This is a genomic window from Treponema denticola, assembly GCF_024400535.1.
Classification (GTDB): Bacteria; Spirochaetota; Spirochaetia; order Treponematales; family Treponemataceae; genus Treponema_B; species Treponema_B denticola_C.
In genome coordinates this window covers 2,719,803-2,745,116 of sequence record NZ_CP038800.1, presented here as the reverse complement: position 1 = coordinate 2,745,116, position 25,314 = coordinate 2,719,803, and the positions used below count along the sequence as shown (strand labels likewise).

Sequence of the window (25,314 nt, the reverse complement as noted above, 5' to 3'; positions counted from 1 at the left end):
AAGCTTATTTTTTATTTGTTTTACTGTCTTTAATTTATTATGATTATATGATACTATAAATATTGTTATTGATTTTATAAGAACTTAATAAAATTTACTTTAAATAGGAGGTTTATTTATGAAACCAACTCTTTTAGTTCTAGCTGCCGGAATGGGCAGCCGATATGGAGGTGTAAAACAAATAGCCGCTGTCGGAAGGCATGATGAAACCTTATTGGACTATGCCGTTTATGACGCTATGAATAACGGCTTTGGAAAGGTTGTTTTTATAATTAGGGAAGATATTGAAAACGATTTTAGAGAGCGTTTTTTTAATAGAATTGCACGCAATTGCAATGCCGATTATGTATTCCAATCTATGGACGGGTTTTTGACCGATGAGCAAATAAAAAGAGCTGTCAATCGGAAAAAACCTTGGGGAACAGCTCATGCTATTTTGTCTGCGGAGTTAAAGATAAACGAGCCCTTTGCCGTTATAAATGCCGATGACTACTACGGCCGCTCGGCTTATAAAACGATAGCAACCCATCTTTCAACCCTGTCAAATGATTCCACGGAACATGCTATGGTCGGTTATATCTTGGATAAAACCTTGAGCCGATCCGGTTCCGTTTCAAGAGGGGTCTGCCAAGTCGGAAACGGTTACCTTATCGGAATAACCGAGCATAAGGATATTGCGTACAAAAAAGAAGGTTCGGTCGAAAAGATTATTTCCGAGTATGATGGAAAGAGCATTGAATTTTCAGGAAAGGAAACCGTCTCGATGAATCTATTCGGTTTCTCTCCTAAAATTTTCGATTTTATGAATGAGTATTTTAAAGACTTTATCCATAAATATGCAGAAAGTGAAAAAGCCGAATGTCTTTTGCCTGAAGGTGTAGGTGCAATGATGAAAAAGGGCTTAGGTAAGGTTAAGGTTTATACTACCACCGAAAGATGGTTCGGAATGACCTATCCCGAAGACAGAGAAATTGTTAAAAAAGAACTTGAAAATAAGGTAAAAGAAGGCTACTATCCCGAATTCCTGTGGAGGTAATTTCTTTCCGCCAAGGCCTTTTCGACTTCGGGGCCAAAAAGAGCAAAGTCATATTTTGCAGGATCTTCGGGACAAAATTCCCTGAGGCGTTCCGTTATTTCTTCTACGGCTTTGCGGTCGTTTTGTTTTCGGGTTAAAAGGCCTAGAGCTCTTCCCCTTCGGGCACAGTGAACGTCCAAAGGGAGATAGAGCTCAGACGGTTTAACGCTTTTCCATAAACCGAAATCGACCCCCTTATCCTTAGACCTTACCATCCAGCGTAAAAACATGTTCAGTCTTTTTGCTGCAGAACCGCCTTCCATATCGGCTATATGCTTTGTATTATGCGGATCCATGTTTTTGATAAATTCTTTTCTAAATCGGCTCATCCTGCTTATCAAAGGCTCATCCTGATTTTTAGCTTTAAATAATTCTTCAAAATTCGAACCCGATAAATAAATGCGTCTTATAGCCTTTGCTATGGCGAGGCTGTCTTCTCCGTTTAGGGTGCGGTGATAAAAAGTGTTTATTATTTTTAGTTGAGCCGGTGTGCTTTGAGTTAAAAATGCGTGAGGCTGATTGTGTAAAATGTCCATCAGTTTATCCGCACTTTTTAAGATGGCGGTTCTGTTTCCCCATGCAAAAATGGAAACAAAAAAGCCTGAAATTTCTATGTCTTCTTTTTTAGAAAAACGGTGCGGAATACTTATAGGATCGGCAGGTATAAAGGCCGGTTTTTCGTATTTTACTACAAGAGCATCAAGTGTTTTTTTTAGATCTTTAAATTGGGTGCTCATTATATCTTTATCTTAAAATTTGTTTTTAAAAGTTTAATAAGGTCCAACCATCGGGGATCATGGGTATCTGCAAGTCCCAGATCGGAAACAAAATCGCCCCTCTCTTTAAAAAACCAGTGAATAAGGTTGAGCCTTATCTCATTATCATCCAGTTTTGCATTTACGATTTTTAAAATACTGAAAAGTTCATCTGCATTGATCAGCTTCCATTTTCCGCCGCTTATTATGTGATAAACGGAACCGTCGCTTGCTCTTTCAATCCTAAAATCTTTTTTAGGCTGTGCTTTTTTTATGCTGACGGTTTTGGCTCTTTTTTCTTCTATTGCCTGCAAGTCTTCTTCAAGAGCTTCCACCTGCATATTATATAAATGAACGCGAGCCTGTTCTATCAAAAATAAGAGGCCTTCAGCATCCATTTGCTTTGTGAGCTCCGCTAATTCGGTAACGAGTTTTTTTTCGGCAGCCGATTGTTTATAGGCGGAAATAGTTTTTTTAGCCGGGGTCTTTGCCGTTTTTTTTGCAGCGGCTTTTGCCGGTGTCTTAGCCTTTTTTGTAGTTTTTGTTTCACTTGTTTTCTTTGCCATATCACCCTCCAATAAAACCTTTTTGCAGGAAGCCTAAGTTTCCGAATTTATCTTTTTATATAGCATGTCCAAATCATCTTTTGAAAAGTATGATATTTCGACAACTCCTTTTTTTAAGTTTCCCTTTATTTGAACCTTTGTCCCTAAGGAGTTTATAAACTGCTGTTCAATATCTCTTAATTCAAAACTATCCGTAGAAAGTGATTGTGTTTCTTTTTTTTGTTTTTTTGTTATGCGGCCGATTCCAGAATTAAGATCGGCTGCCATTGACTCGGCTTCGCGTACCGATAGTTCCGATTCTAAAATTCTTGAAAAAAGAATTTTTTGATCGGCAGGATTTACTATTGATAGTAGAGAACGTGCATGACCAGCCGTTATTTTATTTACCCGCAAAGCATCTTTCATTTCTTCCGGCAGCTTTAATATTCTTAAACTGTTTGTAATCGCCGACCTGCTTTTGCCGACTCTCTTTGCAAGTTCTTCTTGGTTTATGGCTGCAAGTTCCATAATCTCTTGGTAGGCAAGGGCTTCATCGACTGCGTTTAGATCTTCCCGCTGAATGTTTTCGATAAGGGCTACTTCCAGTTTCTTTTTTTCTTCAAAGCTGCGTAGGATTACCGGAACCGTTTCCAAGCCTAAGCTGATGGCCGCTCTTGTGCGCCTTTCTCCGGCTATTATAAAATAACCCTTGTCCTCATGTTTTTCGGCTACAATCGGCTGAATTATTCCGTGTTCTTTTATTGATTCTGCAAGCTCGCTTATTTTTTCTTCATCAAAGGTTTTTCGGGGCTGATATGGATTCGGCTGCAGCAGTTTAGGGTCAATATTGATAATTGAGTCTTCGGAAACATTCAGTGATTCCACTATCTGATTTGCCGGTTGTTCTTCCAAGAGGGCATTAAGGCCCCTTCCTAATGCCGATTTTTTAGCCACGGTTCAGTACCTCATCTGCAAGTTTTTCGTAACTCCTTGCTCCCGTACATTTTGCATCATAATTGCAAATCGGAACTCCATGTGAGGGGGCTTCGGATAGTCTTACATTCCGCGGAACAATGGTCGAAAAAACCTTGTCTTTAAAATATGAGGATACCTGCTGTACAACTTCTTGAGCAAGATTGGTTCTTGAGTCGAACATGGTAAAAAATATTCCGCCTATTTCAAGAGAAGGATTAAGGCTTTGCTGTACCCTTTGAACTGTCTGCAAAAGAAGGGTTAAACCTTCAAGAGCAAAATATTCGCATTGGAGCGGTATGTACACTTGATCGGCTGCTGTGAGTCCGTTTAAGGTTAAGATACCTAAAGACGGGGGGCAGTCGATTAAGATATAATCGTATTCGTTTTTTACGCTTTCTATAATATTTTTAAGATAGAATTCCCTGTCGGCTTCATCTACAAGCTCTACCGTTGCTCCCGAAAGGTCTATTGAAGCCGGGATTGCCGATAAGTTTTTTACCGTTGTAGGGTAGATGGTATTTTTTATTGAGGTCTTTTGGGCAAGGGCCTCATAAACGGTCGGCCGCTTTTTTTGAATACCGACACCGGAAGACATATTCCCTTGAGGGTCAAAGTCTATTAGAAGAGTCTTTTTTCCTGTCAGTGCGATGTAAGCACCCAAATTAATTACGGAAGTCGTCTTCCCGACCCCGCCCTTTTGGTTTACAAAAACAAATGTTTTTCCCATAATGCTTCATTATACATGATTTTTAATATTTATGTAAGGGGTTTTTAGGCTTAACGATTTTCTAGGTATTAGAATAAATAATGAATTGAAAATTTTATAATATCATGTTAGAATTATCTAAATGGGGAAGTATTATGATAAATAAGGAAATCTTTGAAATTCGAGATAGATTTTTAGAAGCTGTTAAACCTCAAAAAATAATATTATTCGGATCATATGCTAAAGATTCTTTTACTGAAGACAGTGATTACGATTTTTATCTTATAATGCCTGATGATACTAAGAATGTATTACATTCGGCGCAGAAAGCCTATTTATCTCTGATAGATATGGACACAAAGCCTGTTGATATTGTTGTTAATACTGCTGCGGTATTTGAAAAAAGAAGTAAAATGCCTACACTTGAAAGACTTGTTGCACAGGATGGAGTTGTTATTTATGAATGATGAAGCGGTTAAAGAATGGTTTGATTTTGCAAACATGGATTTTGCTTGTGCAAAACATTTATATGAAAATATGCATCCCAGGCCTTTAACTATTATCTGTTATCATTGCCAGCAAGCTTCGGAAAAATTTTTAAAAGGTTTGCTTATAGGGCTAAATGAAGAAATTCAAAAGACACATGATTTACTTGTACTGGCGAAATTGATAAAAAACAGCATCAATGTTCCAATTAATATTTTGAAAATATGTGCAATTCTCAATCCTTATAGTGTAAGAAGCCGATATCCGCAAGAGGTTTATGTAGACGATAATGATACAAAATATGCTATAGATTCGGCATACAGATTAAAAAAATGGGTAGAAGGTGCTGTTGATGCCATCTAAAAATAGAGTCTTAGAAATTCTCTTATAAAAAATTACATAACCTTGACACAGCCCTTTAAAGAATAGTAGAATAATTCTTATAAAAACAAAAAAGGAAGGTTTATTTTAAAAGGAATAGTATGGTTTATTTTGTAGGGGCAGGTCCGGGAGATCCGGATTTAATTACGATAAAAGGGCGTAAGCTGATTGAAAAAGCCGATATAATTATTTATGCAGGCTCTTTGGTTTCAGCGGAGCATCTCACGTTTGCAAAGCCTAACTGTAAAACTTATAATTCGGCTTCAATGACTCTTGAAGAAGTTATCAAAGTTATGGAGGAAAACCGCAATGCGCAGATTGTGAGGCTTCACACCGGCGACCCTTCAATCTATGGGGCTGTCAGGGAGCAGATGGATGAGCTTGATAAACTTAGGATAGACTATGAGGTTATCCCGGGCGTGAGTTCATGTACGGCGGCGGCGGCGGCAATCAAAAAAGAGTTCACCCTTCCCGATGTAAGCCAGACAATTATTCTAACCCGCATGGAAGGCCGCACACCCGTTCCTCAGGAGGAAAAGCTGGCAGCTCTTGCAGAACATAAGGCCTCGATGGCGATTTTTTTGTCGGTGCAAAATATAGAAAATGTAGTTGCAGAACTTCTTAAAGGCTATAAGGATGAAGCTACCCCCGCTGCCGTAATTTACAAGGCGACTTGGGAAGATCAAGAAATAATAATAGGTACCCTCAGCGATATTGCTCAAAAAGTGAAGAAGGCCGGTATAAACAAAACGGCACAAATCTTGGTAGGGAATTTTATTGCGGGAGATTATAAAAGGTCTCAGCTTTACAATTCTAAATTTTCTCTCGAATTTAGAAAAGCGGAAAAATGAAAAAAATAGCAGTTTATTCCTTCACCGAAAAAGGGAAGCTCTTGGGAGAAAAATTATCGGACCTGAATTCACAAATCGAGCATTTTTATAATGCAAAAACAGCCGGAGGAATCCGCTCCCTTATTCCCGATGATTTTAAAAATCGGGATGCTCTCATCTTTATTTCTTCTACAGGTATTGCCGTCCGAATGATAAAGGATTATATAAAGGATAAAACCCAAGACCCTGCGGTGCTTGTAATCGATGATTTAGGCCGTTTTGTAATTTCGCTTTTGTCGGGGCACTTGGGCGGGGCTAATGCTCTTACCGAAAAAATTGCAAAGCTGCTCGGGGCAGTGAGTGTAATTACAACGGCTTCCGACGGCCGGAATATAGAAGCCGTCGACTTGTTTGCTCAAAAAAACAATTATGCTATTTTATCTATGGAAGATGCAAAGATAATTACCTCCCTTATGGTAGATGGAAAAACTATAGGCTTTTGTTCCGAAGATAAGGCGGCACCGATAAATTATCCCCATCTTTTTATTTTACAAGAGAAAGATTTTAATTCGCATTTTAAGGCTTTAATCGAAGAAAAAAAACTTGAAGGTCTTATCATCGTTTCAAATAAAAAAAGAGAAACCATATCGGCTTTAAGCCGGTCTTTGCCCATCGTTCACTTGGTGCCTAAAAATTTAAACTTAGGGATAGGCTTAAAAAAAGGAGTGGATAAAGAGACCCTTGCCGAGGCGGTAAAAAAAGCCCTCGATTCAATAAACAAGGATTTAAAGGCTGTTAAAGCGATAGCTTCGATAGACTTAAAACAAAACGAAAAAGGCTTGCTTGAGTTTGCAAAAGAATTAAAAATAAGCCCCGTCTTTTTTTCTGAAAGCCAAATAGAACAAATAGAAGATAATTTTGAAAAGTCCGAGTTTGTAAAAAAGACCGTCGGAGTTTACAATGTTTCGGCCCCTTCCGCCTTTCTCCTCGGCGGCAAAATAATTTTAGATAAGTTTAAACACGAGGGTGTAACCGTTTCGGTTGCGGAGAGCATGAGTTAAAACTAAAAACGATTGAAGAAGTTCTTACAACAACCCTTGAAATTCAGGCTTTAATCCTGTATACTGTTACTATGTTAAAGAGAGAAAACGGTAAAACTTATCGGCTTTACAAAAAAGAGCAAAAAAGTTTTGCAAAAGTACTTGACATAAAGTATCGTATCGGACAAAATTCACAGCTTCACAGCTTCACAGCTTCACAGCTTCACAGCTTCACAGCTTCACAGCTTCACAGCTTCACAGCTGAGGGGTTCCTGTGCCCAAATAAATTTACAATCAAACACAAACAAATTTACTCACATAAAAAACCGCAAGGCACGCAGAGCGCTGAGCTTCGCTCAACTTCGCAAAGAAATAATCAGCATGTCTTAGGAATTGGGACAATTCAATCCAAAACACAAGACCTTCCCTTTGAAAAACCGGGGTTTCCAAAGGGGTGTCCCCTTTGGCAGCGCGAGGAAAAGGGAGGGGGTCATAGGGGGAGGGAAACAACCACCGCTCTGAACGGGGGTTTGTCCCTCCCCCTAACATGGAGGTTTTATGGCTAAAAAGAAATCGGTTTGGGAAGTGTATTTAAGACCGAATACCTTAACCAAAGACAACGACAGGGACTGCATAGCTGATGTTCATGCACATGCCGCTACGCAGAGGAACGAAGACATTGCGGAAATCATCACCAAAGAACGCTCAGAGTTCCGCAAGGAAACCATTATGAACATTCTCAATATGAGAGATAAGGCCGTAAAAGACCTGATTGAACAGGGCTTAAGCTTTATGGACGGCTTGGTGCAGATAAGTCCCCGTGTGTCGGGTGTATGGGAAACTGAAAATTCGCCTTACGACGAAAAAGTGCACAAACGCACGGTTGACCTTATCCCCACCGCCGACCTGAGAACCGCCCTTGAAGCAATCGGTGTAAAAGTGCTGGGTGCAAAAGAAGAAAGTGCCCGTATTACCGAAATTACCGACACGGCCACAGGCTTAAAAGACGGTACGCTAACGATAGGAGATGACATCATCATCGAAGGCGAGAAAATCAAGGTGGACGAAAAAGACGCTGCTCAAGGAGTTTTCTTTAAAACCGCCGACGGCACAGAGTACAAAACCGAACGCCGCCTTTCGGTCAACCTGCCGAGCCAAATCATCGCCCGCGTACCCAAAGAAGTACCTGAAGGAAACGTAACGGTAATAGTACGCACAAAGTTTACAGGCGGTGCAAGTCCGTTAAAAACCGTACGCGAAATTATCTACGGCTATTCGTGTGAAGCAAAAGCATAAAACTGCTTTTTGTGGGTACCTCACACTCGAGCGAGTGGGTACCCCACACTAAGGTGAGTGTGTTCTGCCCACTCGGACGAGTGGATAAACCGCACACGGGCGAGCGGCAATACACCTCGCGTTTGCCGCGACAAAGTGCAGTCCTTTCGGATTGAGACAATTCAATCCAATAAAACACATAGAATCCCCCAAATCTTAAACTAGCCGGGATTCCAAAGGGCGGAGCCCTTTGGCTGTGCGAGGAAAAGGGAGGGGGTCATAGGGGGAGGGAAACAACCACCGCTCTGAACGGGGGTTTGTCCCTCCCCCTAAAAGAGGAGATTTCCTTTAATGAAAAAAGAGAAAAAAAGGGGTTCATTGAGAACCGAACTGATGCTGGTATTCGGATTGCTTATTCTTGCAGTCTGTCTGACACTTGGAATTTTAGCTGTGCGTACGGCGAGCAAAGCAATAACCGAAAAGGTACAGATACACCTTATCGACAAAGCAACCGATACGGCGGAAATTATTGACGGACGGGTCAATGCATTTTGGCAGTTCCTTGAAGGGATTGCGCGTATGCCGGCGTTCCGCGACCCGACCATATCGTACAGCGAAAAAAGCCGCCTGCTCGACAACGAAGCGGCATTCAATGATCAAATTCTTGACTTGAATATTGCCGACCGCAAAGGATTGCTGTATACCAGCGACGGCAGAGCAACGGATATTTCAAACCTTGCATGGTATAAAGGCTCCAACGGCGGACAAAAGTATTTTTCCGAACCTTTTATGTCGCCCATTCTGAAAAGGCTGGTTATGGCGGTCATTGTTCCCGTTATAGATAACAACAACAATCATATTGCATCTTTAGTCGCCATTATTCCCGGAATTTGGCTGACCGACGCTATTGACGACATCGTTGTCGGTCAAACGGGCTACTGTTATATTTTGGGAGAAACAGGCAACACAATTGCTCACAAAAATACAGAACTTGTAACAAAAGCAGCGAATGCAGCAGAAATGGCAAAAACGGATGCCTCGCTTCGAGAATTGGCTGCTTTTCAAAAAATGGCAGTAGAGATTGATGAGCCCTCCGTCGGCTATTACGAATACAAAGGAGAAACTGTTATTGCCTCCTATGCCACAATGAAAACAACCGACTGGACAATCATCATAGATGCCCCCCAAGATGAATTTATGGGTATGGTCAATACTTTGCGTATTTCGATAATTATTACCGCTATTTCTATTTTGCTTATTTCCCTCGTAATTGTTTATTTTATTGCCCGTGTAATGGTAAGACCGGTTCAAAATTCCATTCCCGTACTGGAGAAGATTGCACACGGGGACTTCACGGTGCGTCTGCCCGTACGCGGCAACAATGAAATTACCTGTATGTTTGAACACCTCAACGAAACCATTTCTAAAATCGGTATTTCTATCAAGCAAGTCGGTGTCAACTCAAACACGATGGAAGAAATCGGCACCGAGCTTGCTTCCAATATGACCGAAACCGCGAGTGCCGTACACCAAATAAGTGCAAACATCGACGGGGTAAAACAACAGGCTCTTAGCCAAGCCGCAAGCGTTACGGAAACGGCCGCCACCATCGAAGAAATTATCCGTACCATAAAACAGCTTAACGGGAGTATTGAAAATCAGGCAGCTTCCGTTGCGGAATCTTCTTCGGCTATCGAGCAGATGGTCGGCAATATCGCATCAATCACACAGACACTCGGCAAAACCGATGATGTTATAAAAACTCTCGCTTCCGCCACAGCCGACGGTAAGGAAACGATAGTTAATTCAAACTCTGTTACCCAGCGTATTGCAGAAGAATCGGGCGGACTTTTGGAAGCCAGTAATGTTATTCAGCACATCGCCAGCCAAACCAACTTGCTCGCAATGAACGCCGCAATCGAAGCCGCCCACGCAGGCGAAGCAGGAAAGGGCTTTGCGGTCGTCGCAGATGAAATCCGTAAGCTCGCAGAAGAATCAAGCACTCAGGGAAAAACAATCACTTCTACCCTTAAAGTCCTCTCCGGCGAGATTGAGGCTCTTTCAACCTCGTCAAAAACGGCAGAAGAAAAGTTCAATGCCATCTTCGCCCTTTCCGAGCAGGTCAAAACGATGAGCCAAAACCTTATGGAAGCTATGCGTGAACAGGAAAACGGCAGCCGCGAAGTTCTCAATGCCATCCGCGACATCAACACGGTAACTAATCAGGTAAATGACGGCTCTGCCGAAATGCTCCGCGGCGGCGAAAACGTAGCTCTGGAAATGCAAAAGCTGGACGAGCTTACACGCATTATCACCGACAGCATGAACGAAATGGCTTCGGGTGCCGTGCAGATTAGCAATGCCGTACAAGATGTAAATGAGATAAGCCAAAAGAATAAGACCAGCATCCAAAAACTTGCGGAAGAAGTTAGCAAATTTAAAGTGTAAACCGGTCGTTATTCTCATTTTAAACTCCTCTTTTCAAAATCATAGATAATCTGATATAATATCCTGCCGATGGAAAAAGATAAATGGAATGCTTTTTGTAAATTTAAAAGCGAGTATAAAAACGAGTGTATTCATTACCTTGATATTTTAGGGTATAAATATAAGGAACCTTCTTTAGAAAACTATGCCGCCCAATCTTTTAAAAAAGAGAATGCTTCATTCTTTAGAGAGGGCTTGGCTGTGCTGCAAGAAGAGGCAGCTCTGGCGGGTAAAACGCCTCCCTATCCTGTAGAAACTCCGATTGTGTATAATCATGCTTGGGATTCGATAACCCAAGATGATGAAATTAAGCTCATCGTTATAGGCGATAATCCGGGGAAAAATGAACAGCTGCATAAAAATCAAAAATATCTTGTGGGCCTTGCAGGAAAGATTGCAGATAACTTTTTTAAAAAAAATCCCTCGTTCGGAATCGATTTTAGAAAAAATGTTATTATCCTAAACAAAACGCCCATTCATACGGCAAAGACAAAGCAGCTCGATTATATTTTAAAAAAAGATGCGGACGGTTCTTTTAAAAAATTCTATGAAGAATCTCAAATCTTTACGGCCCAAAAAACGGCTGAGCTTCAAAAAAAACTGGACTGCCCAATTTGGCTTGTGGGCTACAGCGAGCTTAAGCCAGGCGGCTTATTTTATGCCTATGCAAATGAGATGAAGAATTTATATGCGGATAAAAAAGAACCGCAAATTTATCTTTATCAGCACTTTTCGATGAATAGATTTTTGATTGACCTAAAAGATAATTATGATAAAAGTATCAGCCTTGAAAAGAATTTATCTCTTTTAGGAATAAAACATCGAAATGAAATTTTACATTTTTAATACGAGGAGCTTGGAAACTTATGACTATGAATTCAAAACCGGTTGTAAATCTAAAATCGGCATTTTCGGATAAATCTTTTTTAAAAAACTTATTTATAATTGCCGTGCCTATAATATTGCAAAATTTTATAAGCTCCTTTGTAAATATTTTAGACACAATAATGATAGGCCGTTTAGGCACTATTGAACTTGCAGCCGTAGGGCTTGGCAATCAGTTGTTTTTTTTATTGAACTTGATTTTGTACGGCATAGGTTCGGGCGGCATGGTCTTTACCGCTCAATTTTGGGGCAAAAAAGATTTTAACGGTTTACAAAAAACTTTTGCCCTTTCTCTCATCGTTGCCGTTTTTTTCAGTACCCTCTTTACACTGGCCTGCACTATTTTTCCGAAAGAAATTTTATCCCTCTATTCAAAAGATGCGGCCGTAATCGAAAAGGGGGTAGACTACCTCAGCGTTTCGGCATTTTGCTTTTTGCCCTTTGCGGTAAACTTTATTTTTATGATTACCCTCCGTTCTATAGAAAAGGTAAGGGTAGCGGTTGGTGCAACGCTCGTTTCACTTTTTGTAAACCTTATACTGAATGCTATTTTGATTTTCGGTTTGTTGGGCTTCCCCGCACTCGGAGTTAAGGGGGCGGCTATTGCAACGGTAGCTTCCAGAGCCGCCGAGCTTATCATTCTTTTTTCCGTAACAAAGAAAAAGAAATATCCCATACTCGGAAAACTTAAAAACCATTTTGACTTTGATCTTAAATTTATAAGACAATACTTTGCGATAGTTATGCCGGTTCTAATAAACGAATCTTTGTGGTCTTTAGGCATTACCTTTCATCATAAGATATTTGCAGGAATCGGAACATTTGCTTACGCCGCCTACAATATTACAAACACGGTTTCGATGTTGACATGGGTTATTTTTATAGGCTTCGGAAACGGAGTCAGCGTTTTGATAGGGAAAAAAATCGGAGAGCAAAATTATGATGAGGCAAAAACTTATGCGGCAAAGGTTTCAATCTTTGTGCCCTTTGTTGCCGTTTTTGTCGGCGCTATGTTAATTCCGATTTCGTACTTGACTCCTATTTTCTTTAATGTAGAAACAGTAGTTTTGCAGACCGTTATGAAGCTTTTTATAATTTTAGCCTGCTGTTATCCCTTAAAAGCGTTTAACATGTGTATGCTTGTGGGCATAATAAGGGCAGGAGGCGATACCCGCTTCGGTATAATCTGCGACACGGCAGTTATGTGGTGTGTTTCCATTCCTCTGGCATATTCTTTGTCGGTTTATACTTCTATTCCGGCATGGGGAATTTATATTTGTCTTTTTAGCGAAGAACCTTTTAAGGCCCTTCTGGGACTTTGGCGCATCCGATCAGGTAAATGGCTCCGCTCCGTTACGGATTAAGGATTGGGAAATTAGGAGCTTTGTGAAAAGTACTGTCTAGGCCGTTTTCCAGATTTTGCCTGAGCCGTCAGCTTTTTCGAGAGAAGGAGTACATTCTCCGTTTACAAAAGCGTAATCGTTTTGTAGAGGTTTATAGCTTTCGATTTTGTTTTGAATACTTTTAAGCATCTTCTCCCTGTCTTTTGGAAGAGTTCCTCTTACCCTAAACCCCAGATAATCGTGGAATCCGTCATAAAAAATAGGGCCGTCCTCATCACCTAAAAGCTCGATCAATCTTTTTTCTTCTTTAAGGTTTTCCATCTCGCTTGCAGCTTCATATTTTCCCGCCTTTATATCTTTATAAAGCGGAACTTCTTTGTGGAGAAACATTGAAAAATTTATGACGCGGATTGGTTTTGTCTTGTTTAAAAATTCTGCCGTTGCTTCGGCATTTTCAATGTTTCTGCCTTTTCCGGCAATACCCGTCATAATGTGGGCTCCGAAAGAATAGCTGTGCTTTTGTATTTTAGATACAGCCCTTTCAGCTTCAGCCCTTGTGTGATCCTTGTTCATAAATAAAAGAACATCTTCCAAGCCGCTTTCTATTCCTATATAAAGAGTTCTAATGCCCTGTGTATATAGGGTTTCCAATTCTGCATCGGTTTTTTTTAAAATGCCTGTGATTGTCGCATCCATGTTTATGCAATTACAATCGGGAAAATACTTATGAATTAAATTCAATATTTTTAAAAGATGCTCCGTTTTTAAATTGAAGGCACTTCCGTCCCCTAAAAAAATTTTTGAAAGGCTCCCGTTTAAATTTTTTACGCGTATAAGCTCATCTTCAATTTCTGAAAGAGATAGGTCTCTATATTTTATGTTGCGGAATAAATTACAAAACTTACACTTATTATATGAGCAGCCGACCATTACGGGAAGCATAAAAGAAGAACGCTCCATAGGAGGCCTGCAAATTCTACCTTCATATTCTACCTTCATATTCCATAAGTTCCTCCTTGTGCATATTATATACTCATAATGTTGGAGATTCAAGGGTCCGTGTTATCCCTGTATACCCGCACACAAAAAACCGTCCCCGAAGCCGGAGCTTTGTCCGGTTTGAGAGCAGTCAGTTTTAGACGCGGTACGGAAACCGGGGATAAAACGAATTATAAATTAGCTAATCGATTCCACTTCTTCTTGGGTTAGACCGGTCGCTTGCATTATCTTTTTTACGGAATCCCCAAGCTGTTTTAAAATCCGTGCCGTTTCAAGCTTTGTTTGGTATGAACCTTCGGAAAAGCCCTGTTCAATTCCTTTTTCAATTCCTTCGGCAAAGGCGATTTCATGTTCTTCGGCTCGCTGTACTGCAATATCTGTTTCATAATCATATTCTGCCAGTAACATATTCAATACCTCCTTCGTCTTGCGTTTTAGATATTCACGCAAAATATTATTTTCTATACATTCTTCAACGGCTTTTTCAAAACCGTTTTGACTATCTATCTCTTTCCACTTGCGCACCGTTTCCACAAATATACTGTATTCATGCATTGTTTTACAGTTTTCCAATACCGGATGACGGTTTTGTCTGTTTATGTTTATTACTTTAACGGTCAATTCAAGATTAATTTCCGTTGTCTTTTCTATAAAAGCCTCCGAAAGTTTCAGAGTTTTATCGGAAGGATAGGATTCTTCACCGTTATAAAAGACATAAAACTCAGGAGTAGGAATATTTAAGAGCTTACGGCTGTATTTTTCTTTTGATTCAAAGAGCGTTTCATACAGGCGGCTGATGTATTCAAGGCAACGCAGAGGCATATTCGGGTTGATTGTTGACTGATGTTCAGCAAGGACTATTATTTTATTATCTACAAGATAGGATACATCATTATAGAATGTCATATAGAGAACTTGATCGAGCCGGATATTTTTCAAATGTTCTATAGCCGTAAGGTTCGTACCGTGCAGAGCATTATAAAGCGATAAGAAATTCTCTTTCGCTTTTTCATCTTCACTGAAAAGGTCGACGAACACTGAATCTTTATATTTTCTGTTTGAAGTACTCATAACTGCCCCCTCACTTGTCATATTATACCATAGATTAAAGGACTTTAAAAGGGAGCGATGTAAATATTTAAGAGTAGTATAAATTGTAAGAGGTATTGCCCAAAAAATACCATTTTTATGAAATTCATGTATACATTTGATTAGCCGTTTTATAGCCAAACATCCGTCTAGGATAATTATTTATCCAATCCTCTACTTGCTTTATTTGTATGTCACTATATTTACTTATATCTGCTCCTTTTGGTATAAAGCGTCTAATTAATTTATTAGCATTCTCATTGCTTCCTCAATACCTAAGAACTATAAGGATGTGCATAATAACAAGTTGTCCTTTTTTCTCCATTTTTTAAACAAGAGGATTCAAGGCCTTCTTGGTCTAAAAATTCAGTCCCGTTATCCATGGTTATGCTTTTAAATATTTCTTTAAACTCACCCTTATATTTCATCCTTTAATTGCAAAATTGATTACCGCTTATCTCGGCTTGTACATAAGAGCGTTTTGTTATATAATTATAAAAAAGAAAGGCTAAGGAGGCTCATAATGAATCTTTACAGAAAGTTGCCTGTCGGCATTCAAAGTTTTGAAAAACTTAGAACAGATAAATATCTTTATGTTGATAAAACGGAGCATCTTTTTAGGCTGATTTTAACCTCGTCTCCCTATTTTTTAAGCCGCCCGCGCCGATTTGGAAAAAGCCTTTTCCTTTCTACGCTTGCAGCCTATTTTTTGGGAAAGAAAGACCTTTTTAAAGACCTATATATTGAAAAGGCTGAAGAAGAAAGAGCTAAGTCGGAAGGCTCGGAGCCTTGGACTGAATACCCTGTCCTTTATTTGGATTTTAATATGGGGCAGTATAACGAAAAAGAAGGTGTAAAGCAGGTTCTAAATTACCATCTTACCGATTTTGAAAAAATATATGGAAGCAATAAAACGGATAACGGCTTGACTGCCCGTTTTGCCGGTATCATCAATAGGGCTTATGAAAAAACCGGAAAAAAGGTCGTTATCCTCGTAGACGAGTATGACAAGCCCCTCTTACAAACAATGTATGTAAATGAAGCCCTAAACGAAGAATTCCGCAGCACTCTTAAATCTTTTTATTCGGTTTTAAAAACTTGCGATCAATATATCCGCTTTTCGTTTTTAACGGGCGTAACAAAATTCAGTAAGATAAGTATTTTTAGCGATTTAAATAATTTACAGGATATAAGTCTACACGAGGCTTTCTCTTCAATTTGCGGTATTACCGAAAAAGAATTACACCTTACTTTTAAGCCTGAAATTGAGGCCTTGGCAGAAAAAGAAAAGATAAGCTATGAATCTTGTATAGAACTTTTAAAGAAACGATATGACGGCTATTTGTTTGCCGGCGTAGGAGAAAGCGTCTATAACCCATTCAGTGTTTTAAATGTTTTTTCGGCAAACAATGCCGGCAGCTATTGGTTTGCTACGGGCTCTCCGACCTTCTTGGTAAACTACCTAAAAGATGCCCACTATAATATTCCCGACCTAGACGGAAATGTTGAGCTTGATGAGGCCGGTCTAGCCGATTACCGAGCCGACACAAAAAATCCTCTTCCGATTTTGTTTCAGGCAGGATATTTAACAATAAAAAGATATGATTCAAAATACAGGCTTTATTCTTTAGGCTTTCCTAACGATGAAGTCCGTTACGGTTTTTTAAGCAATCTTTTGCCTGTCTATTCAGATATTAAAAGCTCGGAAGCGGCTTATTCCGTTGCCCAATTTTCTAAAGATATTGAAGGGGGAAATGTGGACGGCTTTATGGAAAGAATGAAGTCCATAATTGCCGGTATTCCTTACGATAATCTTCCCAAAGAAAAGTTAAAGCTTAGGGAGCAAAATTATCAGACGGCCGTTTATTTGATTTTTAAGCTGATGGGACAGTTTGTTGAAACAGAGATACACTGTGCAGCCGGAAGAGCCGATTGTCTTGTTCACACGGCAGATGCGGTTTATATCTTTGAATTTAAACTTGACGGAAACGGAAGCTCGGCAGATGCAATAGCACAGATAAAAGAAAAAGGCTATGCAGTTCCTTTTAAATCAAGCGGTAAAAAAATTGTCTTAATCGGTTCATCCTTTGATGAAAAAGAACGCACCATAAAAGACTGGAAAACCGAAACTCTTTTATAAAATGAGTTACAAGCGAGGAAATAAAATTGAGTAAATTATTTGTTGTAGGTATAGGCCCCGGAGGGGCGGAATATATGTCGGCTCAGGCGGCCGAGGCCTTAAAGCAATCCGAAATAATCGTAGGCTATTCAGGCTACATTGAATATATAAAACCTTTTATCGAAGGCAAAGAGGTTTTTCAAACGGGAATGACCGGCGAAATTGAAAGATGTAAGTATGCAGTTTCAAAGGTAAAGGAAGGAAAAACCGTAAGCATTATAAGCACGGGAGATGCCGGTCTTTACGGAATGGCAGGACCAATCTTGGAGCTTGCTCCCGATTTAAATGTCGAAATAATTCCGGGGATTTCCGCCGCCTTTGCTGCAGCTTCAAGGCTGGGTGCTCCCTTAATGCACGATACGGCCCTTATCAGCCTTTCCGACAGGCTCACCGATTACGAGGTTATAAAAAAAAGAGTCGGTTTAGCGGCAGAAGGCGACTTTGTAATTGCCCTCTACAATCCCAAATCCAAAACTCGTTCCGATTATATCGAAGAAGCCGTAAATATAATCTTAAAATTCAGGGCTCCCAAAACGCCTGTAGGCATAGTAAAAAATGCCTGCCGTAATAACGAAAAAATTATCGTTACCGAGCTTCAAAAAATAAATTACGATGAAATTGATATGTTCAGCCTGATAATAATAGGCAACAGCAATACCTACATTCAAAACGGAAAAATAATTACCCCGCGAGGATATAAGATTCAATGATCTGGATTATAGGCGGAACCACCGAAGCCGGAAGCCTTGCGGATTTTTTAAAAGCAAAAAATGAGCCCTACATAATGAGCGTTGCAACGGAAGAAAGCAGGGACTTTTTTAAAAATCATAAACTTAAAATCGGCAGAATGGATGAATCTCAAATGGAACAATTTTGTATTGAAGAAAAAATAAGCCTCATTGCCGATTTAAGCCATCCTTATGCCCTAATCGTTTCTCAAAATGCAAAAAAAACCGCACAAAACTTGAACATAAAATATTTACGCTTTACCCGCGGACCTTCGCAATCTTCAACGGACTCAGAGCAGAAGAATCTTTACACTTTTGAGGATATGGAAGACCTTTGCTCATTTTTACAAGAATTAAAATCTTCTACGATTTTTTTTACGACAGGTTCCAAAACCGTTTCGGACTTTGAAGCCTTCCGCTCTTCAAACCGCTTTGTATATAGAATTTTACCTACGGCAGACAGTATCGAAAAATGCAAAGATGCAGGAGTTGCGACTCAGGACATAATTGCCATGACAGGCCCCTTTTCTCAAAATTTAAATGAAGCCATGTTTAAAGAATACGGAGCCTCCTATGTTGTGATGAAGGACAGCGGCGATGCCGGAGGCACAAGGGAAAAACTCGCCGCCTGTGAAGCTCTAAATATAAAAGCCTTAATTCTCGGACGCGGAAACGAAGAGGGTATTATCGAATTTGAAGAATTTAAAAAAGAGGTTTTAAAATATGGACATGCTTAGGATAGAGGATTTAAGCCTTTCCTACGGAGATAAACCTGTTGTTCAAAATTTAAACCTAAGGGTAAAAAAAGGGCAGGTGGTTTCGATAATCGGGCCCAATGCTTCAGGAAAGTCCACTATTTTAAAAAGCATCGCAGGAATTATAAAACCCGTTTCCGGCAAAATCTTTATCGAAGAAAAAGATATCTCAAAAATGGATTCCAAAAAACTCGCCCAAAAAGTTTCTATACTATTACAGCAAAATAAAACTCTGGACGATATGAGCATCGAAGAATTGGTTTACTTCGGCCGTTATCCCCATAAAAAATGGTTTGAGGGCTTTGAAGCTTCCGATAAAAAGATAATAGAAGAAGTTATGAAGCTTACAAATACATTTGCTTTGCGGGACAAAACTTTGGAAACCCTGTCGGGCGGCGAAAGACAAAGAGCTTGGATCGCCATGGCCCTTGCCCAAGAGCCGGATATCCTTTTATTTGATGAGCCGACCACCTATTTGGATCTGGCTCATCAAATAGAATTCTTAGAGCTTGTAAACCGTCTAAACAAGGAAACGGGGGTTACGGTAGTTTTGGTTCTTCACGACTTAAATCAAGCAGCGCGTTACGGCAACTACCTTTTTGCTATGAAAGAGGGTAAAATTTTTGCCCAAGGCTGTCCCGAAGAGGTGCTGAATCCTCAAAATATTTTGAATATTTACAACATTGAAGCTAAAATCTTTAATCCTGCGGGCTATCCGGTTGTTATACCTGAAAGGAGATTGTAGGCCGCTCCGTCATTATTAAGATTCTAAAAAATTACTTTGCGCACTTTGTATCTCTACGGTTAAACAAAGTCCAAAAAGACCTTGCAATATGCAGCAAAATCGTGTATACTAAATACCAATGATATGGAAACGCATCGCCGGCAGTTATAAACATTCTCACAAAAAAATTACAAAAAGTTTAGCAAAAGCTCTTGACATAAAACATCGTATCGGGCAAAATTCACAGCTTCACAGCTTCACAGCTTCACAGCTTCACAGCTTCACAGCTTCACAGCTTCACAGCTTCACAGCTTCACAGCTTCACAGCTTCACAGCTTCACAGCTTCACAGCTGAGGGCTCGTCATGCCCGAATAATAAATTCACAGCCAAATACACATCAAACTCTCAGACAACAAGCGTACCGAACAGAATCATTCCTTTGGTGCGCTTTTTTTATATTACACCGTTTAATAAAACCGCAAAGGGCACAAAATCCGCAAAGGATTATAAAAGAATGCCTTACAAAGCCTTCTTAAAACACCTTGCGTCCTTGGCGTGCTCCGCGGTTAAATTAAAAAATATAAGGAGGCAAAGAAATGCTTAAATACTCTTTACGAGAAAACTTACTCACCCCTGCGCCGGACGATTACATGGCACAGGCGGCGGATGTGCGCTCGTACACGCTTGACGAGATTATCGACCTTATGATGGACAAGGGCACCACGCTCACGCGTGCGGATGTGGCGGCAACCTTGCAAGTCTACGGAGAGGTAGTAAGTGCCATTATCAAAGACGGCTCGGCCGTTAACACACCGCTTATGAACACCGCTTTGAGCATATCGGGCGTGTTCGACGGAGCAAATGACAGCTTCGATAAAAAGCGGCACACGGTCAACCTGAACATAACCGCCGGCACCCTGCTTCGCGACGCGGTTACCAAAGTCAAGTGCGAAAAAACCGAAGGAACAAGTACCGACCCCTACATCACCGAAGTTACCGACATCGTAACAGGTACGGTAAACACAACCTTGACCAAGGGCGGGGTCGTACAGCTGGTAGGTGCACGGCTTAAGTTCGATGCCAAAGATGCAGCCCAAGGCATCTTCTTTGTGCCCGAAACCGGAGAGGCCGTACGCGCAGCAGTCATAGCCGAAAACAAACCCGCGCGTCTTATGGCAATAATCCCCGCCGATTTGGCGGCCGGAACGTACTATATAGAAGTACGGACGAAGATTGCCGAAGGCGGAAAAGCGCTTAAAAATCTAAAAACGGGACGCTTTGCAAAGGCTCTTACGGTTACAGCATAAATGTAGAGAGCCTACACCGGTAAGTGTAGGGTGCTTACACACTGAGGTGTAGCCGGTCTACAGGTCTAAGTGTAAGGTATCTACACACAGCGGTGTAGCCGAACTATATAATTACAAATTGATAAAACTTTAATTAAGGAGATTTTCAAGATGAAAACAATCAACAACAAGAAAAGAGGAGCCGCGGCGCTCATCTTAGCCGCAATTTTAACGCTGGTAATGCTTTTTGCAGGTTGTAAGCACAAGACGGAATCGAAAAAGTCTGAGCCCAACTATACCGTAACCTTCGGCGTAGACGGCGGAAACGGTACGCTGAAAGCAATGGTCGGCGGCAACGAAATCAATACAGGAGACAAGGTTGCACAGGGCAAAACAGTAACCTTTACCGCAACGCCGAGTTCGGGCTACAATGTAAAAGAGTGGAAGGTAGGCAATGATGTTGTTACAGGCAACACGTCAAACACCTATACCTATACCGTAACAAAAGCGGTAACCGTTAAGGTAAGCTTTCTTGCAGGCGAAACCCCGTATAAAGTAAAACACTATCAGGAAAAAGAGGAAGGCGGCTATCCCGCAGAACCGACGGAAACCGAAAATAAAACCGGTACGGTTGGAACAAACGCCGAATACACGCCGAAAACCGGCGGTGCCTACGAAGGTTTTACCTACAAATCGGATCTTACCAAAGTAAACGGCACTGTACAGCCAAGCGGTACAATAAAACCCGACGGCTCTACAGTCGTAGAACTCTTTTACGAGCGCAATTTTGTAAAAATAATACCTCCGACAACAGGCATTGCAGGCGTTGACCCTGACTACACCTTACCCGGAAATCAAGCTTGGAGGAAAGGCGTATTTATTAAAGACCGGAAGGTGAAATTAAGCCCCTACAAGCTGGGCAAAACAGAGGTAACGTACGAGTTATGGCACGAGGTACTGACATGGGCAGAAAGTAATGGCTACACCTTTGCAAACAAAGGGCTTGAAGGTTGTGACGGCACAGGCGGCGTAGGAGCAGCCCCTACAGAAACAGGCAAAATCGAGCCGGTAACAAATATAAGCTGGCGGGACTGCATAGTATGGTGTAATGCGTATACGGAAAAGACGTTGGGCGAGGAAGAATGCGTATACCGCAAAAGCGATAGCGATTCTACCGTATTAAAAAATGCACTAAAGCCAGTTCTTTGCGATAAAGCCTATGCTGATATGAGTAAAAAAGGCTTTAGACTTCCTACCGAAGCCGAGTGGGAATATGCGGCCCGCCGGCAAAACAACAACGAAAATGCGGTAAACTACGGCGAAGGTGGTAGTGAGGTATACCTTACCAAATTAAACAGTGCAAGCGGAGCGAAAGCTGACTGGAAAGATTCTGCGGAAACAGGAGCGGTTGCGTGGTATGACGGTAATTCAGGAAGCAAAACTCATCCTGTAGGAAAAAAGAGAGCGAATGCACTTGGCTTACACGATATGAGCGGTAATGTCTGGGAATGGTGTTTTGATTGGTATAAGGATGCCCCTGCATCAAACGATACTGCTTATATGCAAGGCGGTATTGTTACCGATCCTCAGGGTGGTGCGTCGGGTACTGACCGTGTTAGACGCGGCGGCAGCTGGAGCAACAACGCGACCTTCTGCACTGTAGGCAGACGGGACCACGACAGTCCTGACAACAGGTACGACAATCTTGGCTTCCGCCTGGCTTGTCTGCCCTAAGTTCACACATTTTGCCGGAGAGGTACTCAAAATCGGACATCCGTGTCCGATTTTGAGTTTCGAGTTTTGCCTCACGGCAAAACATCGCAAGAATGTAACCACCGCCGTCCATGGCGGTTGGAGAATATACATCCTTGAACTTTTTAATGCCGGTTATTCTTATGCGGGAATAATCGGCGTTTTTTATATATGGTAATCTCCAATACCGCAATATTTTACAAATTTTCTATCACGATTTTCCAAAAACCCTTGACCATTTTTTTTTCTATTAGTATCTTCTTATAAGATATAGAGATAGTTGGAGTTCAAATGAGCAAAAATCATGAAAAGCAGGCCGATAAAAAACAGGCGGAAAAAGAAGACATTGAAAAAGACCTTCAGCCGAAAGATGAGTCTGCTGTGAAAGATGAAAAAGGAGCCGGATGCGGGTGCGAAGCTCCAAAAGAAACCACGCAAGAAGAAAAACCAGAAAAAAATGATGATGTGTTAAGCCCTGAAAAGCGGATAGAAGAGCTTGAAACTATTTGCAGGGACTGGCAGGATCAGTATTTGCGCAAGGCTGCGGATTTTGAAAACTACCGCAAACGCATGATTAGGGAAAAGCAGGAAGCAATAGACTATGCAAACAGCAATCTGCTTTTGGATCTTGTACAGGTGCTCGATGATTTTGACAGGGCTATTGATGCCGGCAAAACTCAAGGCGGAGAGGCCTCAAACAATGCCTTTGTTGAAGGTGTTGTAATGATAAAGAACCAGATGGTTTCTATGTTGAGCTCAAAGTACGGGCTTAGCTATTATCCTGCAAAGGGAGAAGCCTTCGACCCCAACCTTCACGAAGCCGTTTCAATGATTCAGTCTCCCGATGTAAAAGAGGCTGTTGTAGGGGAAGAGCTTCAAAAAGGCTACAAACTAAAAGAAAGAGTGATTCGTCACTCCAAGGTAATGGTACTAATGCCTGCCGAAAAGCAGGATGAAAAAAAGGCGGAAGAAAGCGAAGCCGCCGATAAAAAAAACGAAAATTAGGTTTATAGGAGATATTGAAAATGGGAAAGATTATTGGAATTGACTTAGGAACAACAAACTCTTGTGTATCGGTAATGGAAGGCGGCGAGCCCGTTGTTATACCGAACTCTGAAGGCGGAAGAACGACTCCGTCCATTGTAGGCTTTACCTCAAAAGATGAAAGGGTTGTAGGCCAGCCTGCAAAGAACCAAATGATTACCAACCCCGAAAGAACCGTTTATTCGGTAAAGCGCTTTATCGGTCACCGATACAGCGAGCTCACCGACGAGTTAAAGCGTGTTCCCTACAAGATTGTACCTCAGGGGGAAGATGTAAGAATCGACATTGACGGAAAACTTTATTCCACACAGGAAATTTCCGCCTTTATTCTACAAAAAATGAAAAAGACAGCCGAGGACTATCTGGGCGAAACCGTAACCGAAGCCGTTATAACCGTTCCGGCTTATTTTAATGATGCTCAAAGACAGGCAACAAAGGATGCCGGAAAGATTGCCGGCTTGGAAGTAAAGCGAATCATAAACGAGCCGACAGCCGCTTCCTTGGCCTTCGGTTTTAACAAGGATTCTAAAAAGGAAAAAACAATCGCCGTATATGACCTTGGAGGAGGAACCTTCGATATTTCTATTCTTGAATTGGGTGACGGCGTTTTTGAAGTAAAATCTACAAATGGAGATACCCACCTCGGCGGTGATGATTTTGATAACAGAATAGTAAACTGGCTTGTTGACGAGTTTAAAAAAGATACGGGCATTGACCTATCTAAAGACAGAATGGCCTTACAGCGTTTGCGTGAAGCCGCTGAAAAGGCAAAGATTGAGCTTTCTTCGGTTGCAAATACGGAGGTAAACTTACCCTTTATTACAGCCGATGCAAACGGGCCTAAGCACTTACAAAAGAGCTTATCCAGGGCTAAGTTTGAGCAAATGACGGAAGACCTCTTTGAAAGAACAAAGGAGCCTTGCCGAAAAGCCTTAAAAGATGCGGGTATAACTCCCGATAAAATCGATGATATTCTTTTGGTCGGCGGTTCAACCCGAATGCCTAAGGTTTTGCAGATTATAAAAGAAATTTTCGGCAAAGAAGGTTCTAAGAGCGTAAACCCCGATGAAGCCGTAGCAATGGGTGCCGCTATTCAGGGCGGTATCTTGGGCGGAGATGTTAAAGATGTTCTTCTTTTGGATGTTACTCCTCTTTCTTTGGGTATCGAAACGATGGGAGGCGTATTTACACCCCTTATCAACAGAAATACTACGATTCCGACAAGGAAGAGTCAGGTTTTCTCGACAGCCGCTGACGGACAGACTGCCGTTTCTATCCATGTATTGCAGGGAGAACGCGGTATGGCCAGCCAAAACAGAACCCTCGGCAATTTTGACCTCGTAGGTATTCCTCCCGCACCGCGCGGAGTTCCGCAGATTGAAGTTACTTTCGATATTGATGCAAACGGTATTGTTCACGTTTCGGCAAAAGACCTCGGAACCGGAAAAGAACAGCATATCCGAATCGAAAGCTCAAGCGGCTTAAGCGAGAGCGAAATCGATAGAATGGTAAAAGAAGCTGAAGCCAATGCCGAAAACGATAAGCTCGAAAAAGAAAAGGTTGAAGCAAAAAATAATGCCGATTCTCTTATTTATCAAACCGAAAAAACTCTCAAAGAAATGGGAGATAAGATCGGTGCTGCCGATAAGCAAAAAATTGAAGCTGCAATAGCCGATTTAAGACAGGCCCTTAATTCCGATAATACGGCTGATATTAAGGCAAAGACCGAAAGCCTCCAGCAGGCTGCCTATAAGATTGCAGAAGAAATGTACAAGCAGCAGGGCGCTCAAGCAGGAGCCGATCCTAATGCCGGCAGTTCTCAAGGAGCTCAAGCGGGACCCGATTACGGTACTTCAGGTCCCAAAACCGGCACTGCCGATGATGTTGACTATGAAGTCGTAAATGATGATAATGATAAATAAATTTTAAGACTTAAAACGGCGGAGAAGGGAATATCTTTTCTCCGCCTAATAA

Annotated in this window: 24 protein-coding genes and 3 pseudogenes; 20 read left to right on the top strand and 7 right to left on the bottom strand. The window is 41.2% G+C overall.

Annotated elements, in window-relative coordinates; all coding sequences use genetic code 11:
* The first annotated feature begins 118 nt into the window (after positions 1–118).
* Entirely contained in the window at positions 119–1,036 is a 918-nt protein-coding gene (locus E4N78_RS13005; RefSeq protein ID WP_255810963.1) for a nucleotidyltransferase family protein, read from the top strand.
* Here E4N78_RS13005 and E4N78_RS13000 read toward each other — a convergent pair.
* The 4 genes from E4N78_RS13000 to E4N78_RS12985 are packed head-to-tail and all read right to left on the bottom strand — an operon-like array spanning position 1,012 to position 4,077.
* The gene (locus E4N78_RS13000; RefSeq protein WP_255810962.1) at positions 1,012–1,812 is read right to left on the bottom strand and encodes a TIGR02757 family protein; all 801 of its coding nucleotides are present in this window, start codon (positions 1,810–1,812) and stop codon (positions 1,012–1,014) included. The genes E4N78_RS13005 and E4N78_RS13000 overlap by 25 nt on opposite strands.
* Positions 1,812–2,396 carry a hypothetical protein gene (locus tag E4N78_RS12995; protein ID WP_255810961.1) on the bottom strand — a complete coding sequence of 195 codons (585 nt, stop codon included), beginning with the start codon at positions 2,394–2,396 and terminating at the stop codon, positions 1,812–1,814. The genes E4N78_RS13000 and E4N78_RS12995 overlap by 1 nt, the downstream gene beginning before the upstream one ends.
* Before the next feature lie 33 nt (positions 2,397–2,429).
* A complete protein-coding gene (locus E4N78_RS12990) occupies positions 2,430–3,329 on the bottom strand; it encodes a ParB/RepB/Spo0J family partition protein (RefSeq protein WP_255810960.1) in 900 nt (299 codons plus the stop codon).
* Positions 3,322–4,077: a ParA family protein gene (locus E4N78_RS12985; protein ID WP_255810959.1), complete on the bottom strand. Its 756-nt coding sequence runs from the start codon at positions 4,075–4,077 to the stop codon at positions 3,322–3,324. Before E4N78_RS12985 ends, E4N78_RS12990 begins: the two co-directional genes overlap by 8 nt.
* Positions 4,078–4,211: 134 nt before the next feature.
* Here E4N78_RS12985 and E4N78_RS12980 point away from each other — a divergent pair, with 134 nt between their 5' ends.
* From E4N78_RS12980 to E4N78_RS12940, 9 genes are all read left to right on the top strand, one after another.
* Positions 4,212–4,523, top strand: coding sequence for a nucleotidyltransferase family protein (locus E4N78_RS12980; RefSeq protein WP_253696220.1), 312 nt, complete (start codon positions 4,212–4,214; stop codon positions 4,521–4,523).
* A complete protein-coding gene (locus E4N78_RS12975) occupies positions 4,516–4,905 on the top strand; it encodes a HEPN domain-containing protein (protein ID WP_255810958.1) in 390 nt (129 codons plus the stop codon). The genes E4N78_RS12980 and E4N78_RS12975 overlap by 8 nt, the downstream gene beginning before the upstream one ends.
* A 119-nt stretch (positions 4,906–5,024) precedes the next feature.
* On the top strand, positions 5,025–5,774 hold the full coding sequence (gene cobM / locus E4N78_RS12970) for a precorrin-4 C(11)-methyltransferase (RefSeq protein WP_255810957.1): 750 nt from the start codon (positions 5,025–5,027) through the stop codon (positions 5,772–5,774).
* Complete coding sequence (gene cbiG / locus E4N78_RS12965) at positions 5,771–6,814, top strand: cobalt-precorrin 5A hydrolase (protein WP_255810956.1); 1,044 nt, start codon at positions 5,771–5,773, stop codon at positions 6,812–6,814. Before cobM ends, cbiG begins: the two co-directional genes overlap by 4 nt.
* A 71-nt stretch (positions 6,815–6,885) precedes the next feature.
* Complete coding sequence (locus E4N78_RS12960; RefSeq protein ID WP_255810955.1) at positions 6,886–7,359, top strand: hypothetical protein; 474 nt, start codon at positions 6,886–6,888, stop codon at positions 7,357–7,359.
* Positions 7,352–8,089, top strand: coding sequence for a DUF4469 domain-containing protein (locus E4N78_RS12955; protein ID WP_255810954.1), 738 nt, complete (start codon positions 7,352–7,354; stop codon positions 8,087–8,089). The genes E4N78_RS12960 and E4N78_RS12955 overlap by 8 nt, the downstream gene beginning before the upstream one ends.
* A 330-nt stretch (positions 8,090–8,419) precedes the next feature.
* The gene (locus tag E4N78_RS12950; protein ID WP_255810953.1) at positions 8,420–10,516 is read left to right on the top strand and encodes a methyl-accepting chemotaxis protein; all 2,097 of its coding nucleotides are present in this window, start codon (positions 8,420–8,422) and stop codon (positions 10,514–10,516) included.
* Between the two features lie 69 nt (positions 10,517–10,585).
* A complete protein-coding gene (locus tag E4N78_RS12945) occupies positions 10,586–11,401 on the top strand; it encodes a hypothetical protein (RefSeq protein WP_255810952.1) in 816 nt (271 codons plus the stop codon).
* A gap of 20 nt (positions 11,402–11,421) precedes the next feature.
* A complete protein-coding gene (locus E4N78_RS12940) occupies positions 11,422–12,804 on the top strand; it encodes an MATE family efflux transporter (protein ID WP_255810951.1) in 1,383 nt (460 codons plus the stop codon).
* Positions 12,805–12,840: 36 nt separating this feature from the next.
* Here E4N78_RS12940 and E4N78_RS12935 read toward each other — a convergent pair whose 3' ends face one another.
* From E4N78_RS12935 to E4N78_RS12925, 3 genes and pseudogenes are all read right to left on the bottom strand, one after another.
* Complete coding sequence (locus tag E4N78_RS12935; RefSeq protein ID WP_255810950.1) at positions 12,841–13,782, bottom strand: radical SAM protein; 942 nt, start codon at positions 13,780–13,782, stop codon at positions 12,841–12,843.
* 177 nt (positions 13,783–13,959) lie between these two features.
* Positions 13,960–14,853, bottom strand: a complete 894-nt coding sequence (locus E4N78_RS12930; protein WP_255810949.1) for an Rpn family recombination-promoting nuclease/putative transposase — start codon at positions 14,851–14,853, stop codon at positions 13,960–13,962.
* A gap of 124 nt (positions 14,854–14,977) precedes the next feature.
* Positions 14,978–15,299 (bottom strand): annotated as a pseudogene (locus tag E4N78_RS12925) (IS30 family transposase); the annotation flags it as partial.
* A 95-nt stretch (positions 15,300–15,394) separates the two neighbouring features.
* Here E4N78_RS12925 and E4N78_RS12920 point away from each other — a divergent pair.
* The 10 genes and pseudogenes from E4N78_RS12920 to dnaK all read left to right on the top strand — a co-directional run bounded on the left by E4N78_RS12920 (position 15,395) and on the right by dnaK (position 25,262).
* Positions 15,395–17,011: an ATP-binding protein gene (locus E4N78_RS12920; RefSeq protein WP_255810948.1), complete on the top strand. Its 1,617-nt coding sequence runs from the start codon at positions 15,395–15,397 to the stop codon at positions 17,009–17,011.
* Between the two features lie 26 nt (positions 17,012–17,037).
* Positions 17,038–17,760 (top strand): precorrin-3B C(17)-methyltransferase, encoded by a 723-nt coding sequence (gene cobJ, locus E4N78_RS12915; RefSeq protein ID WP_255810947.1) that lies wholly within the window; start codon positions 17,038–17,040, stop codon positions 17,758–17,760.
* Entirely contained in the window at positions 17,757–18,515 is a 759-nt protein-coding gene (cobK, locus tag E4N78_RS12910) for a precorrin-6A reductase (protein ID WP_255810946.1), read from the top strand. Before cobJ ends, cobK begins: the two co-directional genes overlap by 4 nt.
* Positions 18,502–19,278 (top strand): ABC transporter ATP-binding protein, encoded by a 777-nt coding sequence (locus tag E4N78_RS12905; protein WP_370644961.1) that lies wholly within the window; start codon positions 18,502–18,504, stop codon positions 19,276–19,278. The genes cobK and E4N78_RS12905 overlap by 14 nt, the downstream gene beginning before the upstream one ends.
* Before the next feature lie 118 nt (positions 19,279–19,396).
* Positions 19,397–19,612 carry a hypothetical protein gene (locus E4N78_RS12900; RefSeq protein ID WP_253680900.1) on the top strand — a complete coding sequence of 72 codons (216 nt, stop codon included), beginning with the start codon at positions 19,397–19,399 and terminating at the stop codon, positions 19,610–19,612.
* A gap of 242 nt (positions 19,613–19,854) precedes the next feature.
* The gene (locus E4N78_RS12895) at positions 19,855–20,565 is read left to right on the top strand and encodes a DNA-binding domain-containing protein (RefSeq protein ID WP_255810944.1); all 711 of its coding nucleotides are present in this window, start codon (positions 19,855–19,857) and stop codon (positions 20,563–20,565) included.
* Positions 20,566–20,715: 150 nt separating this feature from the next.
* A pseudogene (locus E4N78_RS12890) lies at positions 20,716–21,066 on the top strand (InlB B-repeat-containing protein); the annotation flags it as partial.
* A gap of 261 nt (positions 21,067–21,327) precedes the next feature.
* Positions 21,328–22,278 (top strand): annotated as a pseudogene (locus E4N78_RS12885) (formylglycine-generating enzyme family protein); the annotation flags it as partial.
* Between the two features lie 309 nt (positions 22,279–22,587).
* Positions 22,588–23,301 carry a nucleotide exchange factor GrpE gene (locus E4N78_RS12880; RefSeq protein ID WP_255810943.1) on the top strand — a complete coding sequence of 238 codons (714 nt, stop codon included), beginning with the start codon at positions 22,588–22,590 and terminating at the stop codon, positions 23,299–23,301.
* 20 nt (positions 23,302–23,321) lie between these two features.
* Entirely contained in the window at positions 23,322–25,262 is a 1,941-nt protein-coding gene (dnaK, locus tag E4N78_RS12875; RefSeq protein ID WP_002692675.1) for a molecular chaperone DnaK, read from the top strand.
* Positions 25,263–25,314: the final 52 nt, after the last annotated feature.